The sequence below is a fragment of the Acidobacteriota bacterium genome, from assembly GCA_040752915.1.
GTDB lineage: Bacteria > Acidobacteriota > UBA4820 > UBA4820 > DSQY01 > JBFLVU01.
In genome coordinates, this window is the sequence record JBFMHB010000085.1 from 1 (window position 1) to 9,362 (window position 9,362).

At 69.3% G+C, this 9,362-nt stretch carries 8 protein-coding genes; 1 reads left to right on the forward strand and 7 read right to left on the reverse strand.

Features of this window, described 5'->3' with window-relative positions; all coding sequences use genetic code 11:
- Nucleotides 1-71: 71 nt before the first annotated feature.
- The 3 genes from AB1824_12020 to lipA form a co-directional block, all read right to left on the reverse strand.
- A complete protein-coding gene (locus AB1824_12020) occupies nucleotides 72-713 on the reverse strand; it encodes a hypothetical protein (protein ID MEW5765690.1) in 642 nt (213 codons plus the stop codon).
- Entirely contained in the window at nucleotides 710-1,642 is a 933-nt protein-coding gene (locus tag AB1824_12025) for a mechanosensitive ion channel family protein (GenBank protein ID MEW5765691.1), read from the reverse strand. Before AB1824_12025 ends, AB1824_12020 begins: the two co-directional genes overlap by 4 nt.
- Nucleotides 1,643-1,812: 170 nt before the next feature.
- On the reverse strand, nucleotides 1,813-2,661 hold the full coding sequence (lipA, locus tag AB1824_12030) for a lipoyl synthase (GenBank protein MEW5765692.1): 849 nt from the start codon (nucleotides 2,659-2,661) through the stop codon (nucleotides 1,813-1,815).
- 178 nt (nucleotides 2,662-2,839) lie between these two features.
- Here lipA and AB1824_12035 point away from each other — a divergent pair, with 178 nt between their 5' ends.
- Nucleotides 2,840-4,738: a potassium transporter Kup gene (locus AB1824_12035; GenBank protein MEW5765693.1), complete on the forward strand. Its 1,899-nt coding sequence runs from the start codon at nucleotides 2,840-2,842 to the stop codon at nucleotides 4,736-4,738.
- A gap of 24 nt (nucleotides 4,739-4,762) precedes the next feature.
- On the opposite strand, the gene AB1824_12040 is transcribed toward AB1824_12035, so the two are convergent.
- The 4 genes from AB1824_12040 to AB1824_12055 all read right to left on the reverse strand — a co-directional run.
- Nucleotides 4,763-6,148 carry a class II fumarate hydratase gene (locus AB1824_12040; GenBank protein MEW5765694.1) on the reverse strand — a complete coding sequence of 462 codons (1,386 nt, stop codon included), beginning with the start codon at nucleotides 6,146-6,148 and terminating at the stop codon, nucleotides 4,763-4,765.
- Entirely contained in the window at nucleotides 6,145-6,996 is an 852-nt protein-coding gene (locus tag AB1824_12045; protein MEW5765695.1) for an SDR family oxidoreductase, read from the reverse strand. Before AB1824_12045 ends, AB1824_12040 begins: the two co-directional genes overlap by 4 nt.
- A gap of 158 nt (nucleotides 6,997-7,154) precedes the next feature.
- Complete coding sequence (locus AB1824_12050; protein MEW5765696.1) at nucleotides 7,155-8,696, reverse strand: aromatic amino acid ammonia-lyase; 1,542 nt, start codon at nucleotides 8,694-8,696, stop codon at nucleotides 7,155-7,157.
- 151 nt (nucleotides 8,697-8,847) lie between these two features.
- On the reverse strand, nucleotides 8,848-9,362 hold a 515-nt coding region (locus AB1824_12055), incomplete at its 5' end, for a hypothetical protein (GenBank protein ID MEW5765697.1).

A 9,362-nucleotide genomic window follows, 5' to 3' on the forward strand; every position in this document is an offset into this window, starting at 1 on the left:
CGGCCCCGCCCCCGACCCTGAACGATCCTCGTCCTGTCCGCTCCGCGGTGCGGGTCCAGCCCTCGCCCTGGCTAGTGAAAGAAATAGGACACGCCGCCCAGTACCAGGAGAATGAGCGCCAACACGATGCGTTCGTTGGCCTCCAGCCAGGGGAAGACGATGCGCGTGTAGCCCGCGTGGGCCAGGCCCGCCAGGAGCCCCATGGCCCCGATGGTGATCAGGCTCGACAGGACCGCCATGCCGATCAGTTGGGGCCACGCCAGGCCGCCGGCGGCGAAAAAGATGGGAATGAGGGATTCGCACGGCGAGAGGGTCATCTCCAGGAAGAGGGCCCCGGCGGCCACCCGGTCGGGGAGGATGGGGTCGTCGCGGTGGTCGTGGGTGCAGTGGCGATGGCCCTCCTTCCGCCAGCCCGACACCAGATAGTAGAGTCCGAAGGCCAGCAGGATCAGCGCCGGAAAGGGCGTTTCCCACTCATGGGCATGGCCGAGCAGGTCCTTGCCGAGCGCCGCCGCGAGGAGGCCCACCACCGCGGTGGTGGTCACGTGGCCCAGGCCCGAGACCAGGACGATGCGAAGCATCCTTCCCCGGCCCCACTTCTGGGCCCGGGCCACCATCACGAAAGAAAGCCAGTGGGTCGGGAGCACGGCGTGGACGAGCGCGACGGCGAGGACTGCGGCGAAGAGGCTGGACCGGACCAGGTCATCCATCATGGCGTGTGCTCCCCTCTTGCCCGCAGCGCCTCCAGCGCGGACGGGTCCAGCCGGACGGAACGCTGGGGGAACGGGATCTCGATCCCCGCCGCATCGAAGACTTCCTTGACCCGCTTCCTCAGGGCCCGCTCCACCGCCCACTGCTGAAGGGGCACCACCTTCGCCATCATCCGCAGCGTGACGCCGGATTCCCCGAGCGCCGTCACGCCCAGGATCTCGAAGGGTTCCAGGACGTGCCTCCCCACCTCGGGGTCCTCGCGCGCCCAGCGTGCCACATCCCCGAGAGCCGCCAGCGCCGCGTCCAGGTTCGTGCCGTACCCCACGTCCACGTCCAGGACCGCGCGGGCCCACTGGCGCGTGAAGTTCGTGACGAACCGGATCTCGCTGTTGGGAAGGATGTGAACCTCCCCGCCGATAGCCCGGATCCGCGTGGTTCTGAGACCCATGTACTCGACCGAGCCCTGGAACTCGTTGATCTTGACCACGTCCCCCACGCGGAACTGATCCTCGAGGACCACGAAGAAGCCCGTGATCATATCCTTCACGAGGGTTTGGGCCCCGAAGCCCACGGCCACGCCGACGATGCCGAGGCCCGCGAGAAGCGGCCCGATCTGGACGCCGAAGTCGTTGAGGGCCATGAGAAAGGCCGTGGCGTAGATGGCCACGCCTCCCGCGCGCCGCAGGATGCGGGTGACCGTCTCGAACCGCCTCTCGACTTCGTTTTGAGTCGTCGGGTCGTCGTCTTCCACAGCCTTTCGCACACGCCTCAGAACCAGCACGAGCATCCGATCCAGGAGGAAGGCGCCCAGGGCGAACAGGGCGAGGTGGAGGAGCCGAACCGACAGCCAGGGCCCCCAGGAACGGAACTGCCAGATCTCCCAGCCCTCCGGGGGCGGCACGGGCGGCAGGACAGCGAGGCTCCACGTCATGGCGGACTCTCCAAGACCGGCGGGCAAGCGCACCGGGATCCAGGCCCCTGCCCGCGCCGGGCCCCACCGGGGCGGAAGGACTTGCTCCGGGTCTCGCGATCGCGCGTTTCCCACCGGGAGGAGAGTGTAACACGCTTGCGGCGCGCCGGCATCGGGCCCCTCGCGGGGGCCTACATCCGGCCGGCGTGGTAAGAACTTCGGATCAGAGGCCCCGCCAATACGGCGCGGATCCCCGCGGAATGGGCCGCCCGTTTCAGGTCCTCGAACTCCCCGGGCTCGTAGTAGCGGATCACCGGGTGGTGGCGCTTGGTGGGCCTCAGGTACTGGCCCACGGTGAGCCGCTCGACGCCGGCCGCGGCCAGGTCCTCGAAGGCGCGGAGGAGTTCGTCCCGGGTCTCCCCGAGACCCACCATGAGGCCGCTCTTCGTGGGGATGTGCGGTGCCAGGCGGCGGGCGGCGCGCAGAACCTGAAGGGAGCGGAGGTAGGTGGCCTTGGCGCGGACCGACGGGGTGAGGCGCTCCACGGTCTCCACGTTGTGGTTGAAGACGTCGGGACCGGCGCCCAGCACGGTTTCGAGGCACTCCTCCCGTCCGCTGAAATCCGGGGTCAACACCTCGATTCGCGCCCCGCTCAGCCGCTGTCGGACGGAGCGTATGGTCTGTGCGAAGGCCCCGGCCCCTTCGTCGGGCAGGTCGTCTCGCGCCACGGAGGTCACCACCACGAACCGCAATCCCATCCTCTCCGCGGCCTGGGCGACCCGCTCGGCCTCTGTCTCGTCCGGCGGGGCGGGCCGGCCCGTGGCGATGTTGCAGAACCGGCAGGCTCGGGTGCAGACGTCCCCCAGGATCATGAACGTGGCCGTTCCTTCGGAAAAGCACGCGCCCTTGTTGGGGCAGGCGGCGGAGGAACACACCGTTCGGAGGTCGCTCCGCGCGATCTCGCCCATGACGGCGCTCGCCTTCTCCCCCACGGCGAGACGCCTGATCTTGAACCACTCCGGCTTTCGAACGACCTCCACAGGGGGACCTCCTCCCGGGCGGTCAAGATAGCCCCCCGGAAGCCGCCGCGCAAGGTGGGGGGCCGCCGCCGCACCCGCCCGGGCTCCCCCGTTGAGGGTCGGAGCGTTCGGTGTTATAAGGGTCCCGCCCGCAGGCCCGGGCCGGGACCTTCCCGGCGGCGGTCGGAGGGTCGGGAGGATGGGGACGGTCACCGAATCGGATGCCTTGAAAGGCCGGGGCAAGAGGTTGTTCTTCCTAAGCCTTGCGGCCCTCGGTGTCGTGTATGGGGATATCGGGACGAGCCCCCTCTACACGCTTCGCGTGTGCTTCGGCCCGGAACTGGGCCTTCCGGTAACGGAGGCCAACGTCCTGGGCGTGCTGTCCCTCGTCACCTGGGCCCTCCTCTTCACGATCTCCTTGAAATACCTGGTCTTCATCCTCAAGGCCGACAACCGGGGAGAGGGGGGAATCCTGGCCCTGATGGCTCTGGCCAAACCGGAGGCGTCCCCGAGCCGCACCCGCGCCCTCTTCCTGACGGCGATGGGGGTGTTTGGCGCTGCGCTCCTGTACGGGGACGGAATCATCACCCCCGCCATTACGGTCCTGGGAGCCATGGAGGGCCTGGAAGTCGTGACGCCGGCCCTCGCCGCCTATGTGGTCCCCCTCAGTCTCGGGGTTCTGGTCGCGCTCTTCGTTCTCCAGAAGCGGGGCACGGCCAGAGTCGGTACCCTCTTCGGCCCCGTGATGACCGTCTGGTTCCTGACCCTCGCCCTTCTCGGGGCGGGCGCGATCCTCACCCAGCCTCGCGTCTTGCTAGCCTTCAATCCCTTGTACGGGATGGAATTCTTCGCTCGAAACGGCTTTCACGGATTTTTGATCCTGGGCGCCGTTTTCCTCGCCATCACGGGGGGAGAAGCCCTCTATGCGGACATGGGCCACTTCGGCCGCCGCCCCATTCGGCTGGTGTGGTTTCTCCTGGTCCAGCCCTCCCTCATGCTCAACTACTTCGGACAGGGCGCCCTTCTCCTGACGGATCCCGAGTCCGCCCGGAACCCATTCTTTCTCCTGGCACCGTCCTGGGCCCTCTATCCCCTTGTGGCCCTTTCCACCGCGGCAGCCGTCATCGCGAGCCAGGCCGTCATTTCGGGGGCGTTTTCCCTGACCCGGCAAGCCGTCCAGCTCGGCTTCTGCCCCCGCATGGAGATCCGCCACACCTCCTCCCTCGAGATCGGCCAAATCTACGCCCCGGGAGTGAATTGGGCCCTCATGGTCTCCACGATCCTCTTGGTCCTCGGCTTTCAGAACTCCAACCGGCTCGCCGCGGCTTACGGGGTCGCGGTGACCACGACCATGGTGATCACGACCCTTATCTTCCTGGTGGTCACGGTCAGACGGTGGAACTGGCCGCCCCTCGCGGCGGTGCCGCTCTCGTTGGCTTTCCTGACGGTGGACCTGGCCTTTTTCGGCGCCAACATCATCAAGGTCCAGCACGGAGGATACGTCCCGCTCCTCCTGGCCGGGGCGATCTTCGTCCTCATGTTCACCTGGAAGAAGGGACGGGGAATTCTTGCCCAACGCCTCAAGGAAGGGGCCCTTCCCGCCGACTTGTTCCTCGACGACGTGGAGCGCAACCCTCCCCACCGCGTCCCGGGAACGGCGGTCTTCATGACCGGGAATCCGGCGGGAATCCCCGGCGCCCTCCTTCACAACCTGAAGCACAACCACGTCCTGCACGAGCGGGTGGCGCTCCTGACCGTGACCACAGAAGAAGTGCCGGTCGTATCCGCCAAGGACCGCCTGACGGTGGAGCCCTTGGGCCATGGATTCTTCCGCCTTTCGGCGCGTTACGGCTTCATGGAGACGCCCGATATTTCCCAGTTGCTGGCGCTGGCCGAGGGGCAGGGATTCCCCTGTGACCCCATGACGACGACCTTCTTCCTGGGCCGGGAGAACTTGATCCCCACGGACAAGCCGGGCATGGCGCGGTGGAGGAAGTCCCTCTTCGGCCTCATGTCCCGGAACGCCCAGAGCGCCACGATGTTCTTCGGGATTCCGGCCAACCGGGTCGTCGAGCTCGGCGCGCAGATCGAGCTCTGACGCGGCCCAACCCGCAGACGCTCCTTAGCCCGTCATCTTCCGGGCGTCCAGGAGATCATCGAGAACGTGGGCCGGGAGCACCTTTCGCTCCATGCAGATCTCGCGCACGGTCCTCCCCGTCGCGTGGGCCTCCTTGGCCAGCTCGGCGGCGAGGTCGTAACCGATCACGGGCGCCAGGGCCGTGACCATGGCGAGGCTGCGCTCCACCATCTCCGCGCATCGCGCCTCGTCGGCCTCCAGACCGTCCACGCAGCGCTTCGTGAACGCCTCCGCGCCGCGGGACAGGATGGCGACGGACTCGAGGAGGTTCCGGGCCATCACGGGGAGCATGGCGTTCAGTTCGAACTGGCCCCGGGCCCCCGAGTAGGCCACCACCTGGTCGTTCCCGAAGACCTGCGCGCAGACCATGACGAGCATCTCGGCCATGACGGGGTTCACCTTTCCGGGCATGATCGAGGAGCCCGGCTGAAGGTCGGGCAGGCGGATCTCGCCGAGGCCGCACCGGGGTCCCGATCCCAGCCACCTCACGTCCTCGGCGACCTTGGTCAGGCCCACGGCCGCCGCGCGCAGGGCGCCCGACAGGGCCACGAGGGCGTCCCGGGCCGCCAGGGCCTCGAAAAGGTTCGGCGCCTGGCGCAGGGGGAGTCCCGTCTCCTCCGCGAGCCGCAGAATGACGGCCCCGGCCAGGCCGGGCGGGGCGTTGAGGCCCGTTCCAACGGCCGTTCCGCCCAGGGCGAGTTCGCAGACGGAGGGTAGGGCCGCCTCCACCCGCCGGGCCGCGTTGCGGACCTGCTGGGCATATCCGGAGAACTCTTGCCCAAGGCGGACGGGCACGGCGTCCATGAGGTGCGTGCGCCCGATCTTGACGATCGGATCGAAGGCCTCGGCCTTGTCCGCCAGCGCCCGGGCGAGGCCCTCCAGGGCCGGCAGGAGGTTCGTGGTGACCGCTTCGGCCGCCGCCAGGTGGATGGCCGAAGGGACGACGTCGTTGCTGGACTGGCCCATGTTCACGTGGTCGTTGGGATGGACGGGGGTTTTGCTGCCCCGCGCGCCGCCCAGGATCTCGATGGCCCGGTTGGCGATCACCTCGTTGGCGTTCATGTTCGAGGACGTGCCCGAGCCCGTCTGGAAGACGTCCACGGGAAAATGGTCGTCCCAGAGCCCCTCCAGGACCTCCGTGGCCGCCCTCGCGACGGCCTCCGCCAGGTCCGGGGCCAAGGCCCCGCGCGCTCGGTTCTCCAGCGCGTAGGCCCGCTTGATCCGGCCAAAGGCGCGGATCATTCCCCTCGGGATTCCCTGTCCGCTGACGGGAAAATTCTCCACGGCGCGCTGGGTTTGGGCGCCCCACATGGCCTCGGCGGGGACCCTCACCTCGCCCAGCGAATCCTTCTCGACGCGGTGCTCCGTCATGGCTTGACCTCCCGGCCGCCCTCGGCATCCCAGCCTATTTCGCGGGCCAGTCTCAAGAGGAACGCCTCTTCCCCGGGCGCGAAGCGGGCCCGGGACCACGCCTCCGCCTCCTTTCCCACAACGATTCGGAGGCGGCTTTCCCCCTCCCCCGAGACGGCGCGGAAGATGGCCTCCGCCACCGGCTCGCCCGTCGGGTTTCTCTCGGACGCAAAGCCCGCGCGCAGGCGGGCGTACAACCCGGCGTAGGGGCTTTCGGCGTCGCCCACCGCCTTCCCCACGGACAGGGACCTCTCCCCGAAGCCCGTGTCGAAGGCGCCCGGCTCCACAAGGCGGACCGCGACGCCGAAGGGCCGCACCTCGTGGGCGAGGGCCTCGGCCCAGCCCTCGAGGGCGAACTTGGCGGCGCAGTACCCCGAGAAGCCGGGGACCCCCGTCCTTCCCCACTGAGAGGAGACGAAGACGAGGCGCCCCTTTCGCCGGGCCCGCATGGAGGGGAGCGCGGCTCGGGCGACGGCCACGGCCCCGAAGAAATTGACCTCGAACTCCCTCCTCAGGGCGTCGGGCGCGGCCTCTTCCGCCGAGGAGAAGTGGCCGATTCCGGCGTTGTTCACCACCGCGTCCAGGGCTCCGAAGCGCTCCAGGGCCGACGCCATCGCCGCGGCAACGGAGTCGGGGGCGGTCACGTCCAGCCTCAGGGGAAGCCAGCGCCCGGGGTCCGAGGGCGCCGGCGGGATGCGGCGAACGTCCCGGGCCGTGGGCACGACGTTCCATCCCCTCGCGTGGCAGAGTCGCGCCGTCAGAAGGCCGAAGCCGCTGGAGGCGCCGGTGATGAGTACGGCATTCGCCATGGGATCTCCCGTCCAGGATTACGGAAGTATAACCCCGCCCCGGTCCCCCGGCTTCCCTGGGCCGCGAGCCCGAACGCGAGACGGAAGGCCGCCCTGCACCCGGAGACCGGAAGGGGCGGCTTCGGGAAAGGGACCCTTCCCTGGAGATCCGCCGCGCCTCAGGCGGATTCCCATGAAGAGCCGAGGGCACCGACTTCGGCCTCCACAGCCTCGAGAACCTCGCAGGCCTTCACCGCTTCGGCCATGGCGTTGTGGTCCGCGTGGAGCGGGCGGTCCTCCTCGAGGTGGCGGACCACCTTCCGCACGGCGGCGTGGGCGGCGCGGGTGCCCCGGCCGAAGGCGAAATCCCGGAAGTCGAGGGCCTGGGCCGCGGCGATGAATTCCACGGCCAGGACCCCTTGGGCGTTGTCGAGGATCTGCCGGGTCTTGAGGGCCGCGTTCATGCCCATGGACACGAAATCCTCCTGGTCCGCCGCGGCGGGGATGGAGAGGACGTACGAGGGGGCCGAGAGGATCCGCTGTTCGGTCAGGAGCATGTCGGCCGTGTACTGGCTCAGCATGTGGCCCGAGAACATTCCCGCGCCCCGGGTGAGGAAGGCGGGGAGGCCCGCCGAGAGGGCGGGGTTCAGGAGCCGGTTGAGGCGCCGCTCGGAGAGGACGCACACCATGGCCACCGCGGCGCCGCACACGTCCAGGGGAAGGGACACGGGCGTCCCCTGGAAGTTGGCCCCGGTGTAGACCTTGTCCTCCTCGGGCACGAAGATGGGGTTGTCGGCCACCCCGTTCAGCTCCGTCTCCACCTGGCTCCGGGCCCATGCGAGCTGGTCCCTCAGGGCGCCCACGACCTGGGGAGTGGACCGCATGGAGTAGGCGTCCTGGACCTTCACCTTCACCTTTCCGGTGGCGAGGTCCGACCCCTCCAGGAGCCTCCGGAGGTTCGACGCCGAGGTCCGGGCCCCCCGGAACCCGCGAAGCTCGTGGAGGCGGGCCTCGTAGGGCCTCAGGTTCGCCAGGAGCGCCTCGAGGCTCATGGCGGCGGCGATTTCCGCCTGGGCCGTCCACCGTTCCGCGTCGTACAACTCCAGGCACGCCATGCCGGTGATGAGGTTGCTGCCGTTGATGGCGGCGAGGCCGTCCCGGGCCTTTAGCCCCGGAACAGGGACGCCGGCCCGCTCCATGGCTTCCCTCGTGGCCATGCGGCTTCCGAGGTAGAAGCACTCCCCCTCCCCCATGAGGGAGAGGGCGCACTGGCTCATGGGCGCCAGGTCGCCGCAGGCTCCGACGCTCCCCTTTTCGCAGACCACGGGCGTGATGCCGGCGTTCAGCAGGGCCGCGTAGGTGAGCGGGATCTCGGCGCGGCACCCCGAGTAGCCCTTGGCGTGGACGTTGATCCGGCTGAGCATGGCGGCGCGAACGTGCTCCGCGGGGGCCGGCTTGCCGATGCCGGCGGCGTGGTTGTAGATCAGGTACTTCTGGAACTGGCCCACCTGCTCGTCCGTGAGGGCCACGCTCGCCAGCTCCCCGATGCCCGTGTTTACGCCGTACATGACCTCGCGGGCGGCGATCTTGCGCTCCACCATGGCCCGGCAGGCCCCGATGCGTTCGAGCGCCCCGGGGGCGATCTCCACCGGCTCGCCGAAGCGGGCCACGCGGACCACCTGTTCGATGGTGAGGCTCGATCCGTCGATGCGGACGGTCATGGGTTCCCCCCTCCCTGCGCCGCCTTGGGAGCACCTGCCGGCGGAGGCACCATCTTGGTATCCGACCGCCGGGGTGTCAACCGCCCGGGGGCCGTTGGACGAAGCCGGACAACTTCATCCCCGCTAGTCGCCGCCCGCGCGGCCTTCAGACTCACGCGCCGGGGCGGGCGTCGGGGTCGCTCAGGCCCAAGGGCCGTTTCTTCCATTCCTCGAGCCAACGCGCGAAGGTGGCCGCCAGGGACGGGTCGCCCCCTTCCACGGGCATGGCCCGGAAGCGCTTCTCCACCGCCTTGTTCCAGAGGCCGCACGGGAGCGTGAGGAGGCCCAGGACGAGGAAATGCCCGGCCGCGCCCGGGATCGGCGTGAGACCCGACTTCACGGCCCACAAGAGGATCGCGATGGAGGCGATCCAGAGTCCGATGTAGGCCAGGGCGAGGGCCATGTTCAACTCGATGGCCCGGCGGACCGCCTCCAGGTCCGACCGGGTCCGGATGGCCCCCCCGATGGAGGACCGCACCCCCTCCAGCCGCAGGCCACCCGCGAGCCCGACTCCCGTGGCGACGGTGGCCGGAACGATCGAAAGGTACCAGGTGGATGCGTCGTAGAGCATGTCCCCTCCCCGGGCGCCGGGCGCCCCTCGGGCCTCAGTGTACCCTTCCCGCGCCT